The organism is Candidatus Gillettellia adelgis (assembly GCA_020541285.1).
Classification (GTDB): domain Bacteria; phylum Pseudomonadota; class Gammaproteobacteria; order Enterobacterales; family Enterobacteriaceae; genus Gillettellia; species Gillettellia adelgis.
This window is the reverse complement of the sequence record CP047043.1, coordinates 344,148-365,970: the sequence shown is the minus strand read 5'-3', so window position 1 is coordinate 365,970 and position 21,823 is coordinate 344,148. Positions and strand designations below refer to the sequence as shown.

Below are 21,823 nucleotides of genomic sequence, written 5' to 3'. Positions count from 1 at the left end.
GTAGGTACTCTATGCTGGTTCTAAATATAAGAGACGTTACTACTTTAGTTGAGTGTAAAATAACCAATTTGACTTATATGACTACACTTCTTTTGGTCATGGTTCACGTTGCTCACGATATTTATCGTATCTATGCTATCAACAATATACATGCACCCTACAGTCTATGACTAATTTTTTATACTGCCAGCTATATGCAGACATACGAGACATCGATATTACAATATCCTATCTAATAGTATCCTGAGTCTATTCTACAGAATAGATAACACTCCGTCGTAGTGCCCATGTGACTTACGTGCAATTAATTAAAGCAGTTACATTCCATCAGCATCCCTGTTAATTAGCATCCTAAGATTATACTATTGCGGAAGCAGTAGACTGATTTATAAGAAGATCACCGACAATTCCCAATAGATACCGCTATTACTACTCACTGCTGACTAGATTTATAATTCGTATAACATTAGATTTTCTCACTAACGGTTACAAAACATTATTTATTGTCGCTTGTACAACACGCAATGTTTTGCTAGCTTAGTAAGCCATGAGATTTGAATTTGAACTACACGCGCTATTAAATAACCAAAAACTAGCTACCGCAGCTTCAATATGTTTTTATTTTAAACTGTTATAGTCGCTCCAATTAACTCATGACTTACTAATGTATTGAATATAATAAACACAAAACTGGTCCTTAAATAATATTATACATGTAAAATGGCTGTAGCTATTGTCGCTGTAGGTATTCGTGAATCATTTATGTATCTCATTCTCTCTCACAAAAGTAAAAAATATAACAAAACTAATTATTAATGTCTGCATAGATTAGATACAAAATTTTCAAGCATGATATATAACATCTTAAGATATAGGTTGCAGTTCTATACTGCAACGTACTCTTAATATCGAATGAATTATTGTTACTCCGATAATCGGCATATTAAGCATATTACACAATATAATCTGATAAAAACACTAGAATCTTCACAGCGACTCTAATATCGCTAGAAGTATTATATATCTATCGTAGCTATTTAGATAGAGTAAAATAAATCCTGGATCGATGCAAACTAGGCCATACAATATCTAGCGATAGATAGAAGTATCAACCTATATAAGGCAACTAAAACGTTGCCGCATAAATCTTTAATATCAGTATATAGTTAAGTCGGGTTTAATGCAGTAACCTTGCATGTCTCTATAAATAAAGTCTTAGTGTATTTGTTACTATTACTTAACTGTTTTCATAAACAAAAACAGGGAAATAAATTTCCCGAATCAGACATGATATTAATCATAAAAAACTGCATATTCCCTAAAATATTAAATGTAGCTTCCAATATATTATAGTTTAATCATCAGCCAATCTTCATATCATCTAAAATCGCAATAGATACTGTAATAGTAGTATATACTACAAAATTGGTTAACAGAGTCATTTTTAATATTAAAGCTTGCTAGAGCAATTATCTAGCCCCTATAGAAAGAACAGACGTAATACTAGGACCACAAAATTTACCGAAACGCAATTAGCTGTAATCTCGTACACCATGGATTTTAATCCCTATCACTATCAACAATCTGTATTAGTATTAGACAAACTTAATGTCATAAAAATAAGAGAAAAAATTCTATAAACAATCATAAAAGATACGTATACATTGTCTATTATAGACCTTATACTTTACATCGTATATGCATTAGATTTTCTCAAGTATCAGAGTCACTGACTAATCTTAATTAGCAATAAATACACTGACTTTTGAAACGTAGTACATAGGTAAGTATCGTAACTATTTACATTTATTGTTTACGTTATTTACTGATTTATTAGTATTAATTAATACTATAAATCAAATACATATAAAATAAAAAAAATCTGTGATCTGTGCTATACGAAAATTCTACTATCACGACTATATTTAAGTTTTAGGTTTAATATTCTAGTTGACGTCTAGTCTATTCAAACCAAGAACCTAAATACTTAAGTTTACATCGCATCTACAAGAAACTAAAAAATTAATCACTCTCAAAAAATCAAGATATATGGTCCAAAGAGTGCAAGATTCAAGTAAATGATAACATGACAGATTATAAAGATTTTACTTTAGTTAACTATTAGAGTAAGTCAAAATATACTATATAAAAATATAAAAAAACCCAAATACATCGTTTATATTTAATGAACAGCTTACTTAGTAAAACGATTTATCTTTAAATATAGTACATTCACTTGAATTAACATTGATACATCACTATGTATTGATTTTTACTAAATCTGCATTGTTATTTAGTGTTTAATCTACATTAGACAACTGACCTACTCAGAACTAAAAATCAATAACTACTCGCACACGATATTCAAACGTATTGTATAATACTTATCTTGGTGTTAATTTTCCTAGATTTATTTTTCCCAAAATAAATCTCTGCAACAATAAACTATCATGTAATATTTCCGAACATGCATTATATTAATGATGCCCGTATTATGTGACCCTAGTTGCACTATATATAACAGTTGACCACCTATACCCAAACTCACGATAAATATCTAATTTATCTAGTCTGTTAACTTCTATCCCGTGATATTTCAGACTACGCCTAATAGTCGTTTTACAGTGTAAAACTGATAGTACTATAAATTATCTATACGTTATTTTTTCTGACTTATACATATTATTGAGCAGCAACAATACTTACAGTTCTTCTATTTTAGTATATTTAAAATACTTGTAGTATAATTGTTATACATCATCTGAGCTAGATTTTACAGCAGTAAAAAGTTAGCATATCGATAAATAATGCGTTAAATTTATCATATGTTATATTATCAGAAATAAAAACTCTACTATACATACATGCTTTCTTTGTTGTCGGCTTTAATAACACTAATACTATAATTCATAATATTAAAACGGCGCCAGACAGGAATACCTTCGAGCTCCTGTCGTTCCAAAAAACATATCACATAGTGTATCAGTCATTAGCAAACTGACATCTTATTTTTATTCCACGCCATTAGGGCATGCATTAGTAGATCGGATTCTTGCACACATGCAATCTCACAATATACAAAAAATTTTAAGAACTCTGCACCCAGACACTCACGGTTTAATTGCTCAGATCACCCATATGTGTTTTCAGAACAGACTGAACATTATCCGGAAAAATGAATTCATCGACCATCGCGCTAACTCTTTTTTTATGCGCACTAAGTGAGAAGATATATTTAATAATTAAACTTTTATAAGCGCTTTCAATGTAACACTGCCAGCAAGTATCAGTGCAATAGATACATAACATAGACTGTCTCTGGATCGTCGTTCTAGTCACTCAAGGAAGCACACTGCCTTAGTAACTTGCCCATAATAAGTATCTATTATGGTGGTTTTGATTTGGAAATCTCTGCAGTCATTGGTAACTATGCCATCTACAGGAGCTAGTAGAACGTTTTAACAACTCCTTTCGTTCAATGTTTATCAGTTGTACACTCTTATCATCAGGATTATAAGCGCAGAGTAAAAAATATTAGTGCAATTTCACATTTTTGTTAGTAATAATGCCGACGAAAACCTCACCATATTATAAAGTGTGATTAACAGCGACCACACCTTTCCATCAACAATATGATTTTCGGATCGCGACGTAGAAAAAACATACTTAGCTACGCTCTCTATATCAAGTGTGGAGTAACAACACTTACTTACGATGATCAGAAAATTATTTTATAATGATGGATATAGACAATCGATTGTATCAGTGAGGCATAAAACTAAAAAATTCTGTAGTTTGGTGAGTGAAATCGTAAGGTGCCAGAATACCCGAAAAGAGACATCTATTAATCCTTTATTATAGATTGTAAAAAACTTCAATCTTTCTTTTTACTATAATGTAAAGTGTTTGATAGTTTTTAGTACAATTTCTATATTTGAGTGATTTCTTAGTAGAATGAACGCTATTAGATTACTCCTAAGATTCACCACAATCTTTCTCAAAACTCTATATATTAAGCAATTGATGTTGATTAGAGATGTTTTAGAAAGAAAGTACTTATTCTATAATAGAGTCTCAAATTTTTTAAAAGCATCCTTCAAAATTAATAATCGTTCAATAATTTTGAAAAAGTTAAAACTTAAAATTAATTAAGTATAGTTACTTAAAAATTGCATTATATAATATATGCATATATAAAATCATATTATTCAATTTTATACATTACTGATATCGATCATTAAATACTAAAATACAAAAGTACAACTGGTTAAGAGTCTGATGCTTTAACAGAAAAGGTTAACATACTAAGATTTTTCTTATACTTACCCTACTTGACAAGTACTGGAATATACTAAAATGCTACTCTGGTCGGAGTAGCGAATTATTTGATTAATACTCATTCTAATATGTAGATTACAGTGATAATTTTATCATTCTGATATATACAAATGCAAAACTTGAACAACTTTAACTCATTGATAATGATAAGATTGATCATACTTCTCTAAAAGGTTTGTCTTTGAAAGACACGCTAATATTCCGAGAGACCTGATTAAAACCCTAACTCAAAACAACAAATACCTTCTGTTTTAGTGTTACTAATTACAGAAAATTTTAAAAATAAACTATAACGCACAACCCATGGTACTAGCTGCTTGTAAGTCCGGTAAACAACGGATTATGAATACACTGTTCGCACGTGGTTTATAACAAATCTTTAGCATCTATGTATCATCGCAGCTAACAGCTAACAGATAGCAAATACAACATGAAGTATGAAAATATCACTTCTAAAGCAATTATTTATCTTACTTTAAGATAGCGACTTATATTGGAATATTAAGCGTAAAAAATTCATAAATAGCATCAATATTTAACAAAATGCTAATTTAGGTTGCACCTATTATCTTAGAGGATATAATTAGGACATCTGGTTCACTAAAACCCTACACTTGATGAATAGACAACATTATGTGTCATTTTGTGAAACTATCGATCATTATATACTATGTGAATAGTATATAATTCAATCTTAAATATGTTCCTACTCTCGCATAATAGATTTACAGTATAACTTTAAAATAGCTATACAGCATATAATTTAACGTACTATACTTATAGTATCTCTTTATTTTAAGAATTTCTATAGAAATTCTGAGCATCCTAAGAACATTAGAGTTTTATCTTATTTCGCAAGATGCAATGCAAACCTCTTAATATCCTGTAAGATTTAGATAAATATCCAGACAAGGTGTATAAACAAAGAGTTTGCACTGTCTTAGTGCACACTTTTTAATTGATTGATTATATATAACTATCCAAACACATCTAGATATAATAAATGCATTATGGTTTTTAAAAGTTTGCCTTAAAATTACAGTAATAATATTTCATGATCTAATCTAGATTAGTCTATCATATCTAATATAGAGTTCTTAAAGATTAATTTAAATATTAAGACTATTTTAGTTATTGCAGAAAAGAAAAGAGCACTCTATTATTCTTTGAATCCATACTAATAGAATTTGAGATTAAGATAATGAGCGAAGCGTTAAAAATTTTAAATAACATACGCACTCTACGCGTTCAGGCTAGAGAATGCAGTGTAGAAACTCTGGAAGAAGTCTTTGAGAAACTTGCAGTTGTTTTAAACGAACGTCGTGAAGCAGACAATAAAGCTCAGGCAAAGATACAAGAACGTACTCGTAAATTGCAACAATATCGTGATATGCTCGTTGCTGATGGAATTGATCCAAATGAGCTATTACAAGCAACAGCAATAACAAAATCTACAAGTAAAACACCGCGTCCTGCGCGCCCTGCTAAATATCAATATAAAGATGAAAATAATGCATTAAAAACCTGGACAGGTCAAGGGAGAACACCAGCAGTAATTAAAAAAGCCATTGAAGATGAAGGTGAATCCTTAGATAATTTCTTGCTATAATAACCCCCCTCTACCCGTACTCCTTAACGATACGGGAAGAGGAACATAATGACTTTACTCTGCACCTTTATAAAGCTTACTTGCATCTTAAATATTATAAATGTAGCATGCCTATCTTTAAACTATTTAGTTAGTTTACTTTATAAAATTCCCGATACCAATCTACAAAATATTTTATACCTTTCTGTATACTAGTTGCTGGTTTAAAACCGATCACTTTGTAAAGTTCAGTAGTATCTGCATGTGTATTTATAACGTCACCCAACTGTATAGCACACATGTTTTTGCATGCCGTTATCCCTAACGCCTGTTCAAGCGCAGTGATATATTCAGTTAAGCGTACAGGGCTATCATTACCAACATTATAGATATGATAAGGTGCAGAGCTAGTAGTGGGAGTTGCCTGCTCCATAACCCAGGCAGGATTTGCTTTTGGTATAACTGCTTGCAGCCGCATAATAGCCTCACTAATGTCATCAATATAAGTATAATCACGATATATATTACCGTAATTATATAAATCAATACTCTGACCCGCTAATATAGCCTTTGTGAATTTAAAGAGTGACATATCTGGTCTACCCCATGGACCATATACTGTAAAAAAACGTAATCCAGTAGTTGGAATACCATATAAATGAGAGTAGCTATGAGACATAAGTTCATTCGCTCTTTTTGTTGCCGCATATAGTGATATTGGATGATCAGTAGAATCTACAGTAGAAAATGGCAGATTACGATTTAGTCCATACACTGAACTAGAGGAAGCATACAGCAAATGCTCAACTTTATTATGACGACAACCTTCTAATATATTTAAATAACCAACAAGATTTGCATGAGCATAAGCTAATGGGTTTTCTACTGAATACTTTATACCTGCCTGAGCAGCCAAATGAATTACTCGTTGAAAATTATTCTTGACAAATATTGTCGACACCCTCTTTTGGTCAGTCAAATCTAGTTTTACAAAGTAAAATCTTGGCTTATTCACTAATTGATTAAGACGAGCCATTTTTAAAGTTACATCGTAGTAATGATTGAGGTTATCGATACCAACAACATCTTGCCCATTAGCTAATAAACGCTTTGCTATATGGTAGCCAATAAATCCTGCAACGCCTGTAACCAAGAATTTCATTTTTCCCTCAAATTACTGGGTGAACAGAGGAGCCTCGGCCAATGGCATAATACGTAAAACCCTGATCTTTTAGTCTTTTAGGATCAAACAAATTACGACCATCAAAGATAATTGGATGCTTTAATGTCCGCTTTATAACATCAAAGTTTGGAGAACGGAAGCTCTGCCATTCGGTACAAATCACAAGCGCGTCAGCATCTTGTAGTGTATCCTCTTTAGTATTCATCACTCTAAGATCATCGCGTTGTCCATAGATACGTTGGACTTCATGCTTTGCCTCCGGATCATAAGCCTGTATTATAGCTCCAAGCTGCCATAACTTCTCTATTAATACACGACTAGATGCTTCACGCATATCGTTGGTGTTCGGCTTAAATGCCAAACCCCATAAAGCAAAAATTTTACCATCTAAATGTTCGTCAAAATATTCAGTAATGAGCTGAACCAATTTATATTTCTGCTGAATATTAACCTGTTCTACCGCCTGTAATAACTTCGGAGGATAACCGATGTTTTCCGAAATACGAATTAACGACTGAACGTCTTTTGGAAAGCAAGAACCGCCATATCCACAACCTGGATAGATAAAATTATAACCAATGCGCGGGTCGGAACCCATCCCTTTTCGCACTTTTTCAATATCCGCTCCTAACAATTCCGCTAAGTTAGCCATTTCATTCATAAAACTAATTTTCGTTGCCAACATGCAGTTAGCAGCATATTTCGTCAACTCAGCACTGCGAACATCCATCATAATCATGCGATCATGATTGCGGTTAAACGGTTTATACAACTCACAAATAAGTTTAAGCGCTCTTTTATCATCGCTACCAATCACAATACGATCAGGGCGCATGCAATCTGTGACTGCAGTTCCTTCCCTCATAAATTCCGGATTGGATACTATATCAAATGGAACATAATGTCCACGTTTTTTAAGTGTTGCGATCATTATCTGGCGCAATTTGTTTGCTGTGCCGACTGGCACAGTGGATTTATTCACTACAATTTTGTGATCCATCATATGCTGAGAAATAATATGAGCTACGGTAAGTACATGCTTTAAATCAGTAGAACCATTCTCGTCTGCTGGTGTGCCGACAGTAATAAATTGGATAGTACTATGAATAATACCTACCTTAAAATCAGTAGTAAAATGCAGACAGCCAGCATTATAGTTTTTATGCACCAATGCTGCTAAGCCGGGCTCAAAAAAAGGGATAATGCCTTTTTTTAGATTTTTAATCTTACATTCATCAACATCAATGCACATGACATTATGACCGACCTCAGCCAGCACTGCTGCGTGTACAAGACCAACATAGCCAATACCAAAAACTGTAACTTTCATAGAAAGTCCTAATTTTAAATTAAAAAAATAAATTATTGCTTAGTAGAAGTTATAAACCATTGCAACCATTGAGAAAAATCTTTACCTAGGCTAGAATGTCGCATACCATATTGAACAAAAGCCTGCATATAACCTAATTTATTACCGCAATCATGACTAATACCTTTAAGGTGGTAGGCTTCTACTACTTCCTGTTGCATTAACATCTCGATACTATCCGTGAGTTGAATTTCATCACCTGTACCTGTAGGTGTTTTTGCTAGTAACGGCCAAATATTGGCGCCCAGTACATAACGTCCAACAATAGCTAAATTCGAAGGAGCGACATCTAGAGTTGGTTTTTCGATAACACTAACCATCGGAGCACTTTCGCCAGCCTGCAATTTATAACCTTGGCAATCTGCTATTCCATAATTACCAACATTATTATATGGTAACCGTGCAACCATAATCTGACTCACACCAGTAGCGTTAAAACGCTGCAACATTTCGTATAAATTATCTTGTTTTAGATTGGCACTATATTCGTCAAGAATCACATCCGGCAATACTACAGCAACTGGTTCGTCCCCCACCATGGGATAAGCACACATAATAGCATGTCCTAACCCCTTGGCTACTCCCTGACGTACTTGCATAATAGTAACACCTTTAGGGCAAATTGACTGAACTTCATCAAGAAGCTGACGCTTAACGCGTTTTTCTAGCATTGCTTCTAGTTCAAAGCTAGTGTCAAAATGATTCTCAATGGAATTTTTAGAAGAATGAGTCACGAGCACAATTTCAATAATCCCAGATGCAATGCATTCATTAACCACATACTGAATTAACGGTTTATCTACTAGCGGCAACATTTCCTTTGGGATAGCTTTAGTTGCAGGCAGCATCCGTGTTCCTAAACCTGCAACTGGAATGACTGCTTTTCTGACTTTACGATTTTTAATAGAGATGTTTTCTCTCTTAATATACTTGTGTAGAATGCATATTCTATGCACATAGAATTATACTAGTCTCATGCCTTAAGTTATATATGCTTTAATGATTCTGATGCATTTGCATTACTTGCGAGTGTCAATCCGAAAATCTATAAATTTGATCCTTTAATCTTTCTCTCATAGTGCACACCAACACTATTCAAATCAATTCTTAAGCGATGAATCACTTTTTTTATTTAATTACAATTAAAGCATAATAAGCATAAATAGAGCTGAGAAGAATAAATAACGGAAATTCAATTTTTACTTAACTATAACAATTTTAATTAAAAATGTTGTATAACACAGCATGTCTCACCTTCGATTGCATCAATTCTTTTGAGATTACAGTCATATTTATAATGCTGCAGACAAAACTCAATGTCTTCCGTAAGACATAGACAGCCGATAAATTTTACCCTAATATTCTCGTTTATTTGACAGTGGTCGATAGCAAGGCCAATGTTTAGCACACCTTATCCAGGTATCAACATATAATGTTGCCATACTCAATAGTGCTACTATCATTCAGTTATATAATACTCTAATTTACTAGTGTTCTCCGTAAGAACATACTAAGATCACGACGTAGCAAGGCTATCAAGAAAAAACAAGTTGCTACAACCTCATCGCTCTACCTAGAGTTAGGTTCTAGCAGCACTAAAGAGCATCTTATTATGCTCTTTACGATACTTTAATTGAGTCGCCTAAAGGAATGTTCTTAATATCTTTTATTAGTCTGCGGTACTAAATTATTGACATGCCTAATTAATTCTAAAAGCACTTCATATTAATAGTCAATAAAAGTATATTGATAATATACACAGTATGATCAGTCGATATAAGCATTCAATTAACCCAAAATAACCGTATGTTACAATTATAGATAACTTTAAACAACTCATAGAACTGCAAAACTTCCCGTAAGATATTGTCACTGCAAGCACGCAGGAGAGTAAAGACGACTCAACTAAACGAGCAATGAAAGATAACCACAGTAATCAAAATAATTACATAGATTATGGTGAAATGACAGCACGCAGTCAGTGTGAATAATAATAGACTGATCACTTACTTGCATGATATTTAAAATTATACTATTAAAATAAAAATCAATATCTTATATACTTTGTATGTATTTTATATAAATATCACCATGAACATTACGCTATTAATAATGGCTGATATTAGTATGTCAGAGTGAAAAACAAAAACCTCATTACGTACTAAAAATCGTTACTAATTGTATTAATTAGGTAACCAGTAAAATAAATCTATAAATATCACGCTAAGTTTTGTAATATTTTCCGAAAAACTTCTAATAAGCATTGTCGCTTTAATTATAGTAACATGAATATATTTCACTATAAGAAATCGAATTCTAGTATGACACTGACATTATACTTAACGTCGATGATTATAATGTTTAAGGTATGCTAAAATAAGCACTTAATAGGAAAGTAACAAAATGAAATGCAAGTATTAAATACCAACTTGGGTACTGTATATCTTTTTTAAGTTTTTCCTAAAAACCTTTTCAGATGGCTAATGTAAAAATACCAGCACATCAATACACTCTATGATAAAAAAATAAATAAAGCTTCTATGCACTGTAAGAATCAATGATACTGAGTGCATTTAAAGGTAAAAATGTAGATATGCTGCACCCTAACTACTTTTCCGCTACGTAGATACTTTCTGATATTTTTAAATATTTTCAATATGTCCTTCATTATCAAAATACTAAATTTTTATAAATAAGCCTTAAAGCATGAACATACAAAGTTTTAATGATTATCTGAAGCAAAGAAGCACTGCAATTTTATCATTACAAGCACTTCTGTAAACAATAGCACAACTGTATACCAGAAATGTTTCTGACTTCTACAAATATAATACCAACATAATAACTCAAATTTTTTCATAGAAGGTTTATATGTTATAAATTAAAATCATTCCATAAGAGCATACTAATACCTAAAACAAAAAAATAGACGCTATATTCCATGATCCTTGTGTAGATCGAAAAATTCATTATATGTCAGATAATCTGCTATTTACTACATAAGTTATTAGATAATACATTCATGAACACTAACAAGTCTCTAAGACTTTATGCGTTTAATTAACTGATTAAAATAAAATTTTTATATAAAATGTCGTATGCAGCATGGCGCATGCATATACTATGCAATATCACATACATTGATCGAGGATAATAAAAATTACAATAGAAAACAGAACATTCACCAATCTTATTTGTTGCTCATGTTTACTTGGTACGAGGAAAATTAGTATATAAATAAATGTCTGGCAGGCAAAATCTTGGACGGTGATCAACACATGATAACTGAAGCCTAATAAATATCAGTAGTCACTATCATTGCTGACCAGTTATGTCTACGCGAAATAACAAGCTTTACATATGCACATAGAAGAAGTAAGAGTTTACTCTATTTGAACGTACTAAAGTATTCAGGAAAGAAATAATCCGTTTTATTTTACAAAACTTGATTAAACCTAGCATAAAATTATCTTATGTGATCAGAGTTAATTAATAAATTATCAAAATAATAATACAATTTAATCAAACATACAGATCTAAAGTGTTTTTTTAAAGTCACTAATGTACATAGCTAAAGAAAAAGCTAATCATTTTTATCATCATCACTAAGATAAAGCGGTTAGTATTAATTAAACACTACTACTACTTCACTCTTTAAATAGCATAGATATTTTAAGAAAACATACTTAGTCTATCTTGTATAAATACCGTAAAAAATGCGATTAAAGTTTTTTGTGTCGTATCTTTCGGAAACGTGTAACTATATTGCAGCAACCTAAATTATATACATCAAACATATGTAATATTTATCATACTGAAAGATCTATAGACATTAGCTATACTTGCTTACAAAAATCACTAAGCGGTTTATTCTAAATAAATATTTTAGATGTCATTGATATGAAGTTAATTGTGGCAACACTATATACTAAACATTACAAGATGTAATAGATTGTCCAGAATAATGAAATAGACTAAGATAATCAAATTTTATTTTGGTATCTTTAAGGAAAGTTGACTGAAACGCTTAACTAGTGTTAAGCGTAATAGCTTAGAACTGATACACCATACCCACAGCAAAAATATTATCTGTCGCAGTACCAGTTGCTTTAGTGAATATGCTTTTGTTTAAAAGATTTATATTATAGTTAATATAAGTGGATATATTTTTATTAAATTTATAAGTGCTACCAACAGATATATTTTTAATTATATTTTGGTGATTCCCTACACTTATAGTATGTAGGCTCTTATTCTTAGATTGTAAGTAAGAAACTGCTGGACGCAAACCAAAGTCAAATTGGTATTTTGCTGTCACTGCAAAGTTATGAGTTTTACTAGTATTATCTCCGTTAAGGTAACTATTTCCGACAAATGGCGTTATGTTGTGTGTTTCTACATACATTGCTGCTAGATAAATATTATCTGCATTGTATTTTGTTCCGACAGTCCAAGCATTAATCTTTTTAAAAAACCCTTTCTTAGAGGGTTCTGCAACTCCGCGGCGATCAGAAGAGGCGTAGGCAGCACCAAGACTTACACCTTCACCTATATCATAAATAGAAGAAATACCCCAGACTTCACCATTTTTTTCTTTACTATAACGTGTACTCCCGCTGTTTTTACCTTGATATTGTAAAACAAAGTCCATACCTTGCACTAAGCCAAAAAAATTATTATTACGATACGTGGCAACATCATTAGTAACGTTACTCATACAGTTGTTAGTAAAAGAGTAAGTATTGCTACTAAACGTTACTGGTACATCTGTCCAACTTTCTACATCATGCAATACACCGTAGTTATATCCATAATCAAATGAACTGTAGTCAGTAAACTTTAGACCAGCAAAACCTAGACGCATTTTGCTACCTTCGGAACCTTTAAAGAAATGATGGTTTAATTGCGCACCATATACCCACTGACCATAACCGATGACGCGGTCAGTAATCTGAGCTTCACCTTTGAAGCCTAAGAAAGCATAGGATGTATCGCTACGCTCACTTTTGTCTTTAGACAGGTAATGTAGACCATCAATTTTTCCGTAAATGTTCACTTTATTGTTATCTTTGTGATAAATTTCTAATGCATTTACTGCAACAGGAGCTAATAGAGCTAGAATTATCACTGCAAAAATACTATGCTTCATTATTCGTTACCCTTATTGGTGTTCTTTTCACACTTATGCTACTTTTATCAACAATACTTGTGAGCTGCTCTTAGCAAGTGTATGTGACACTATGTAAACACAATATTCTATTTATTGAAACATTAATCTATAAAATTGTTTTTATTAAAGCTAGAATTATTTTTTAATTAGAATATTTGTTCTATAACTATGCAAGTGACTATCTTATCAAATAGTCAGCATCATAAATACAATATACTATCTTGATAGTCGCTTGCTGAAAATATATTAAAACATTTTAACTGTGCTAATAATAATTTAAAGATACTCATTGTATGAGTAAGCACTATGTCAAAATCATACAACTTAATTTACTGCTTAACGAATAATACAATTCACACGCCTCCATTATAGTTACGAGGACAGGAAGAATTTTAAGCGATACAAGTTATCTTTTTAGTCTAGTCAGATGAAGATCTGACATATTGTCTGAAACTTTATTGCTTTATATAAGCGCCGTATATTAACACACCCTTACCATAATGATGGAAATCTAAACAGCAAAAAAGACTCAATAGTTATATTGAGTTAATTGCAACTAGTAATACCTACTAACGTATCTAAAAATAATCTTTTTAACCACGCATATAACCATTAACTTTAACAATGAATTCTATGGGTATTTTCATAAACAATATTATGTACCACTTACCAGATAATACTGAGATAGCGTTAGTTAAACAAAGTCCATAAGTCGACTAGTAAAATGCAGTATTAAGCATAACATATGTTATGAGCATCTACACACATTGATAACAGGAACAGTGGGGTGAAGATATTAGTAGTAATCCGGCATGCGTCACTAAATATTATTTATTATAAGTGCATTTCATCTAAATAATATAACAACATGATAAGCAACAATAATTATGGACTTAATGCTGTTTAAATTATTAATTTTATCGCAATTACAGGGAATTATCTAATAATAACGAATGTAAATGGCAACTTCTATAGTACTATACTAAAAGTACTACCATAGAAAACCTACTGTTTTCTAAAAAAATATAAAGAGTATTTCATGAAATTAACTCATAGATACATCATGACTTGTAGATACTAAGGCATATAACTTTCAGTTATTAAACCATATATGCTTGTGTATTTAAAATGATATGCATACTCATTGCTCTGCTTAAACTACTTATCAACTGATGCACGTTGCTAGAAACTTGCTATATTCTAGCGGTTTAATACTTAAATTCACTAAAATTTCATGCGTTAAGAATTTATTATGTGCGTAGACATAGGATCTGATTACTCAAAGCTTTAATATTTATAACGTAGGAAATTAAAATATTACACACTTCAACCAACGCTAACTTTTGACTTTGCTGTTGTAGTAACATAGATCATAATCATCGAAGTACTATTCTGGATGCAGCTAGACATTTACCAAATTGCACCCTAAATATATCAGCATGTTCTACCCATAACCTTATAAATGTTTAGTACAAATAATTTAGCACCATCAGCAGTCTTATTATGATACATATATCAGAGGCTATAATGTACTTTATCTCACATCACTGTTGCAATCGTAACCCCGCAATACTGTGCTAATATAATAAAATTGATTTTAAAAAAACTAGTTACTTTTAAGATACATTTGCTTGAAAATTTAACCAAAAGATTTTATCATTTTAAAGTAGTGCATCTAAATAATATTAAAAAATAAAGATTTAAATGTAATTAATATTATTTAATCCACTTATGTAATACGTGCATCATCATATTTATATTCTCATTGAATATGGAATAAAATGTATAATATGATAGAGAAACCTCTCTAATAAACCGCTATATTTCCTAACACAAAAAACTGTGCGCTTCATTATGTATGCTCTATGAGCGCATGAATATATAAAATCTATCAAAATAAAAGTTAGTTTTAAAAACTTAGATTTTAACCCCTTGTAAATATAATCTGGGTTAATGAATAAACTAGATTTGAGCAGGAAAATTGCTTACTAAAAATCTACGAGAAATTTAATAATACATAGCTTAGATAACAGAAAATTTTTATCTCCATAATAAATAAAAGAGAATTGCGCCAAAAACTTTTCGTGTTAGAAACAGTGATGAACGAGCTTAATATCTACAAAACCTATACTTGTAGTAGCAAGGTAATACGACACATGCCTAGTGTATAATAAATAAATACTCGGTACGCATCAGATGTGCAGCATCTTAGCGTCTATACTAAAAAAATATTACATATTTTAATACCCATCTGCTATATAGTAAGTATATAACATTACATATATAAGTTATGGTATTCATAGTGATGTGCGACAAAGTATCACGATAATCTATACTTGACGATACGACAACTTTAGTAATAAATAAAATTCTTCCAACTAATGGAAACACACGAAATCATATCTTGTTAAGGTAGCAGCACATAATTTACTATCAGGTTATAATAGACCATAAAAGAGCTATCATAGGCTTCTAGAATAGAATCAATCTTTATAAACTATAATATATACCTGTCTTCCTATGATAATTCCGTTATTTACTATAATATCGCGATACATACATAAACCTAAAAACCGAGACTAACATATTACTTTTTTTATGTTACAAAAGCATTTTTTCACTCTAAACATTAGAATTTTTTGCCTAACTTACTGTATGACAAAGTAAGATGCTCAAACACTGTAAAATGCACTTGAATATTGCGCTAAAGGTCTGAAAAACATAAATAATCAAATTCCTTCCTCGACATCAGCAAGTATGTACTGAATTCACTTAAAATTATATGATTTAATTTTAGAAACCAGCATTAATCTTGCAAGATAATATTCGTTAAGGATCGCCTGTATGTCTTGAGATAACACTTATTTTGCACCTTGTCACTCATTACCTGATATGGTCTGATCTGCTTCATATACAGTCTAAAAGTAGAGGATTATTCTCAATATTTATTACAATCACATCATCTTGCACGTATTCTATATGTTAGTAAGCCGCTCTATCATATCCATCTTTTATGTTGTTCAGTAACTGCTCGTAATTTTGTGATAAAATAAGCGACTTTGTCGGTGTTCATCATGTAATACTTACAGTTTATCATACTCTTATATTGTTTATACATAGTATATGCGTAATAAATAATATTGAATAAAGAAAAATCCCGACTGAGTTCTTAGATTCCTTTTCCCTGATAGCTACTCGTCTATATACATCGAATTTACTATATGCTATACATTTGTTCAGCGAACACAATAATATTGCTTCTGCCTTTTTCCTATGAAAAATATTCGTAGATTTCTATAGTATATATAGCGGTTTTCTATATTTTGTTCAGTAGACTAGGTATTTCTATAGCTAACATTCTTTTCGGTTTTATCTAGAAAATTAGACACAGTATTATGTATAAAAATATCTAGAATGCATCGTTACATTTAATAACCATATGCGTAATTCACAACAAATCATTTCTAATATATGCCGCAAATACTTCATTCTGTGTTGTGGTTATATAACTATTAAAATTTTTCCCTGTGATAATAGATTATTTATTAGGTAAATACTTACTAATATATAGATATAAAAAGTCTTATAGAAGAAAAAAGTCATACTAGCTCGACTATAGATGAGAAGGTAGAGGAATAATATTTTTGTGTTTATAATCTCTCCGATCTCATCCCTCCATAATTAAAGAGGTCGCGTTATTTACTTCTGAAACATTCATTTAATTTTTTTTAATTATGTAAGATAACAAATCTTCAATGACCACTAGTATCTATTAGGTAATACAAGCATTATCGTGATTTCTTACCTGTAGTAAAATTAAATGCTTTACGTAACGCTTTAATGAATTCTTGATTCTGACAGATAGTTTTCCCTGGACTATCAGAAAGTTTAGCCACTGGTTTTCCTTTACATTCTGCTAATTTAATCACAATATTTAGCGGTTTAACACTGGGAATATCGCAAGTTAAGCGAGTACCTATACCAAATACTAAGGAGATGCGTTGGTGAAAGTAACGATATAGCGCCAGTGCTGTTTCCAATGCTAGGTTATCCGAGAATACTAATATCTTACTCATTGGATCAATACCAAGTGTCTGGTAATGAGTAATAGCCTTCGTACCCCATGCGAACGGATCACCCGAATCATGACGTAAACCCTGGTAGCATTGTGCAAATTTCTGATCAAAATCGCGAAGAAAAGCATCCATAGTAATACAGTCAGTTAATGCTATACCAAGCTGATCCGGATATTCATCGAGCCACACCTGTAATGCGACACGCTGGCTATGCGCTAAAATTGGACTTATCTGTTGATGAGCCTGAAACCACTCATGCGCCTGAGTACCAACCGGTACCAAATTGTACTGATACGCAAGATTATAATTACTTGTACCAACTAAATAAGGAAACTCCGCTTTCATGGTACGAATAATTTCTTTCTGCACACTTTGCGAAAAACGACGCCGCGTTCCAAAATCTACTAGTTTAAAATATGAGATATCTGTATCGCTAGCAAGAACTTTAAACTGCGACAATTTATTGCGAAGATGAGTAACAGCTATTTCTGAAGTAACTTCTGGCGATCGATGGCGATGTACTACTTCGCTTATTACTGCTAGCAGTGGTACTTCCCACATAATCACTTCGCGCCATAATCCAGAAATACGCAGGTGTAATTTTCCATTACAGTTTTTAATAATTACCTGTTGCGGATAGTAGTGAAAATCACGCAGCCAGTGCAGGTAATCTTGACTAAAAAAAGGAAGTACTGAGAGGTAAGAAAATTCTGCATCAGTCAGTGTTAATTGACTCATAAGTGCAACTTGCGCACGAATTTCAGCAGCATACTCACCTAAAAAATCATCTCCACGGCAACAGAATTCTGCTACAACACTAATTGTTGGATAGCGATGGAATACAGCTTGCTGCATATAAAACTTATATGCATCAGTGTCGAGCATCGATGTTAAAATAGGTGCAGAATATCGGGTCATGGCGATTTATCGCATCCTCGTTAAAGGCGAGGTTATAGCTGATGAATGACTCTGCTAATTAGTTGACGATTTTTTGTAAAATCCTTATACAAGCGTCAAATGAGAAAGATTTTAGATCTACTCTAAAAAGCATATATTATGGAATCCCGGTTTAAACAGATGCACTCCTCAATAATTTATGCATATCAGTACTCTTTAGATACAAATTGAAAATCAAGCAGCTATATCAGATGTCTACTCATCGTATATTATTAATAATATACCATAGTTATCAACAAAACACTATAAGTCTAAATATTCATATATTAGATGAATATTTTTCTTGTTGGTTTTAAATATCATCTGCAATCCAAACTACCTTTAAATTCGCTTACATAACATGCCGCTTCTTAAAAGTTAATCCAGAAGCGGGAAAGTATTCTGCACACAAATTCCCAATGTATTTATTATTCTATAACGATATTCTTGATAATTACCAGATAACTAACACACCTAAAATACTATAAATATATTTGTATACTTAGAAAAAACGAAGAAGTGACATAATTAACAGTATTTCTGGATTCATAAAATAATTGAGAACTGTTCTACACTGTAGAATAGTGTCTTCAGTATCTAACAAATTAGGTACATATTACTGATGCATCTGCAGCTCACTCAAGTGCAAATACTGTACATTTACTACGGACTAAGATATCACAAAATTTATGATATAACAAACGCTAACTTGTATCATTGGGAACATTAATTGAGATATAACACTTAAACGGACATGCTGTGCTTCTAATATTAAAAATATAAAATACTAGAGAGACATTAAAGATCGTTCTGATGCTTACTTATGAATATCTAACGCTAATTGATATACAAATTAACGATTCATCCTAGACACCTGTCTTTCTAAGAGACTGGGTTGTCAAGAGTTTAACAGCTAATGTAGCTCTGACATTCATTAATAACATTTTCTGTAGAAATAGCATGTTAGAAACATTCTAATACTTTATTTAAACGTAATGCACTTAATCCAGCACATAAAATTCTTTTTCTGTTACGTGTTATCTTATTCGTCCAGACGCATTAAATATTTTACCTTACCATTTGCGTTCTGGATAATAAAAAATCTTGTTTATCCCAGTTATCAAAAAACTACACAAATCAAAATAAATTAGAAACAGCTTTACTAGATAAAAGAATAAGATTCTTTGCTAAACTCTTGATATCTACTTACGAGAATTGTTACAGTAATTACAAAGCAATACGTGATCACTACACTACATACCCCACATTTTTAGTCGCATTGCAACTATTTAACCATAAAATCTGAATAGTGTTGACTGGCCGCAACTTTATTTACATATAAAACATAGTGGAACAAACTTGTTGTATCTAAAATATAATTTTAATATTTACATAATCATAGCAGTACACTCACCATATAACGGTATTAACCGTACAAGCCTAAAAGTTTACGCCATCAATATTTTTCGGGAAAATAAATATTTTGAATAATAGTGCTCAAGTATACAAGAAGTGATTCACTACAACTATTTCTATCGCTAAGCCCGAAACTATATAATTTTTTATAAATGATCTCTTGAAAAATTAAAAAAATCAACGGAATCCTTGCGACTAGTAGTATGATTATAATAAACACTTATGCACTGCTAAAAATATGTGTACTACATGTGCAACATGTAGTACACAGTTTATATCGATGTAGTGCATATCACCCTTGCGCATTTTTTCTAAGTATAATCATCAAAGATGATTACCTTTAAATTTAGATCACATACTAAAAAGACGTTATAGTTTTTCATATATTACATGTCGTACTGGGGAAAATAAACTGCCAAGGAGTTTTAAACTCTTACTAATATCAAAATTTATTGCAACAACGGTAGCATTTATATTAAAAGGAGTCATTGTCGACCAGTAATATACTCAATTTTAGTTGATGTAGAGTAGTAGATCTTCAATGTTCACGTTATACCGCTATATCCATAGTTTTGCTGTTGTATGATTTTCATGTTTATAACATGTAATTATCTATATAACTCTCAATAATGAATTTATTTTATACGATAGTAGTATCGTAAAATATCTCATTATCGTACTATGTACAGCCAGTTAATCACTTATATTATGTTTAATATAACTTAGGTATCATTAATAATGATCAATATTACTTCTACATATCATTAATGCATTGTGTGTTCTATTGCCAACTATACCACTCAATTCGATGTGAATGCCATAGATTATATTTTACTACATCACACAAAATCGGCGCACTATTCATCACTACTAATATAATAGTACGTAGTACTCAGTATAATTGTTCACTATATAAACCAAGAAGCTGTTTAATACATGCATAACATCATATGATGCTAATATAAAATAGACACTACCTTATTAAGCAAGCTACGATTTCCATATAAATCTTTATACAATATCCGTTTAGTTTGTTTGACGTACGCAAATTAGCATCTCGGTCTAACTAACGAGCACTCATATATAATTCATAATCATAGCATCAACTTGATAGTAACTTTAACAATAATCGTGGTTGTTGTATAGCGAACATATGGATGGGTTATTAAAACTAAAACATATGCAAATCATCTGTACAAATACTTGACGCAAGATACACAAATAGTATCTGCTATATAAAATTATATAGGATGTAAATGTATACACCGTTCTGTAATCAAAAAACAGCCATGTATGTAATACATAACAGATTTTTTATGATATGTAAAATAGCACCTTTTCTTTTGAATTAACTTGTTAGCCGTAGTATAATTTCTAGAGATAAATAAATCTTTACGTTACCCTTATGTGATTCATCATCAGCATTAATACTCATTTCAACGTGAGCATAGTCTGTGAATCTAAACGGGAAGCGTATGGGTGCTGTCGAATTAGTTATCTGTATTGTTTTGAAAGAGATAATGATTGATTAACAGATATCATATCGTATAAATCGGATCCTTTTTAGGATACTTGAACGAAGCGTAAGCATTTAATTATTCTGCCTACTACACTGTGAGATGGAACGACTTACATTCCTTCATCATTAAAGAAGGATGATACTAATAAAAATTTAAATAAATGTATTTATTAACTTTGCAACAGTGATAGCAGATCAAAAAACCCTTACTGAGTTTTATCCGCCACT

6 protein-coding genes are annotated in these 21,823 nt (G+C 31.5%); 1 reads left to right on the top strand and 5 read right to left on the bottom strand.

Annotated features, from left to right (window positions below):
• Window positions 1–5,539: 5,539 nt before the first annotated feature.
• Window positions 5,540–5,947: a histone-like nucleoid-structuring protein H-NS gene (gene hns / locus GIY03_RS00720; RefSeq protein WP_457913806.1), complete on the top strand. Its 408-nt coding sequence runs from the start codon at window positions 5,540–5,542 to the stop codon at window positions 5,945–5,947.
• Window positions 5,948–6,077: 130 nt separating this feature from the next.
• Here hns and GIY03_RS00715 read toward each other — a convergent pair whose 3' ends face one another.
• The 5 genes from GIY03_RS00715 to pncB all read right to left on the bottom strand — a co-directional run bounded on the left by GIY03_RS00715 (window position 6,078) and on the right by pncB (window position 18,642).
• A complete protein-coding gene (locus GIY03_RS00715) occupies window positions 6,078–7,088 on the bottom strand; it encodes an NAD-dependent epimerase (protein ID WP_457913805.1) in 1,011 nt (336 codons plus the stop codon).
• A gap of 7 nt (window positions 7,089–7,095) precedes the next feature.
• On the bottom strand, window positions 7,096–8,439 hold the full coding sequence (locus GIY03_RS00710; protein WP_457913804.1) for a UDP-glucose dehydrogenase family protein: 1,344 nt from the start codon (window positions 8,437–8,439) through the stop codon (window positions 7,096–7,098).
• A gap of 32 nt (window positions 8,440–8,471) precedes the next feature.
• Entirely contained in the window at window positions 8,472–9,389 is a 918-nt protein-coding gene (gene galU, locus GIY03_RS00705; protein ID WP_457913960.1) for a UTP--glucose-1-phosphate uridylyltransferase GalU, read from the bottom strand.
• A gap of 3,140 nt (window positions 9,390–12,529) precedes the next feature.
• A complete protein-coding gene (locus tag GIY03_RS00700; protein ID WP_457913959.1) occupies window positions 12,530–13,630 on the bottom strand; it encodes a porin in 1,101 nt (366 codons plus the stop codon).
• Between the two features lie 3,806 nt (window positions 13,631–17,436).
• The gene (gene pncB / locus GIY03_RS00695) at window positions 17,437–18,642 is read right to left on the bottom strand and encodes a nicotinate phosphoribosyltransferase (protein ID WP_457913803.1); all 1,206 of its coding nucleotides are present in this window, start codon (window positions 18,640–18,642) and stop codon (window positions 17,437–17,439) included.
• Window positions 18,643–21,823 lie beyond the last annotated feature (3,181 nt).